This is a genomic window from Collinsella sp. AF02-46-1 (assembly GCF_003465825.1).
In the GTDB taxonomy this organism is placed as follows: domain Bacteria; phylum Actinomycetota; class Coriobacteriia; order Coriobacteriales; family Coriobacteriaceae; genus Collinsella.
The window spans coordinates 1-1,062 of the sequence record NZ_QSBV01000053.1; the positions used below are offsets into that span (position 1 = coordinate 1).

The following is a 1,062-nucleotide window of genomic DNA, read 5'->3' on the forward strand; positions in this document are numbered from 1 at the left end:
ATGAAGGAGACCGAGAAGATCGAGATCATGCACTTCGACCAGGAGGGCTACCTCGAGGACGGCAGGAACGTCTACGAGGCGGGCAAGAAGATGACCGCGCTGGCCGACCGCGTGCACGAGGAGGGCTACGACGCCGTCTTCCTGATGGGCGTCGGCGGCACCTGGGACGAGTTCATGCAGCTCGAGTACCTCATGAACAAGTTCGGCGACCGCGACCTCGAGGTCTACCTGATCCACGCCGCCGAGTGGAACGTCATGGGCCACAAGCGCATGACCGACAAGTCCGTCGTGCTGACCGCCTCCGAGTCCGGCACCACCCCCGAGGTGCTCGAGGCCATCGGCAAGATGAAGGAGATGGGCGTGCGCGTCTACGCCATGACCAACCCCGAGGGCAAGATCGGCCGGGCCGTGGGCGCCGAGAACTGCGTCATGATGGCCTCCGACCACGGCGCCGGCGGCTGCGAGAAGGGCTACTACCTCGCCGACTGCTTCGGCCTGCGCCTGCTCAACCGCCGCGGCTGCTTCCCCAAGTTCGACCTGTTCATCGAGCAGACGAAGGACGTCTGGAAGGACATGCTCGACATCCGCAAGCGCTTCGAGCCGCGCGCCGAGGAGCTCGCGAAGAAGTACGCGCTGGCCGACTACACCATGTTCATCGGCTCGGGCGCGCTGTGGGGCGAGACCATCCTGTACTCCATGTGCCTGCTCGAGGAGATGCAGTGGAAGCGCATCCGCCACATCACCTCGCACGACTTCTTCCACGGCACGCTCGAGCTGCTCGAGCCCGGCGTCCCGGTGTTCCTGTTCATGGGCGAGGACGAGTGCCGCGCCCTCGACGAGCGCGTCCGCGCCTTCCTCACCAGCGGCGTGACCGGCGACGAGGACTACGTCATCATCGACACCGCCGAGTACGCGATCCCGGGCCTGGACGACGACTTCCGCGTCATCGTGTCCCCCTGGATCCTGTCCGTGCTGACCACCGACCGCCTCTCGCGCAACTACGAGCTGGTCACCAAGCACAACCTCAAGTACCGCCGCTACTACCACCAGTTCGACTACTAA

At 65.1% G+C, this 1,062-nt stretch carries 1 protein-coding gene; it reads left to right on the forward strand.

Going from position 1 to position 1,062, the window contains the following annotated elements:
• The coding region (locus DWV20_RS09815; RefSeq protein ID WP_055252703.1) for an SIS domain-containing protein at positions 1-1,062 on the forward strand (1,062 nt) is incomplete at its 5' end.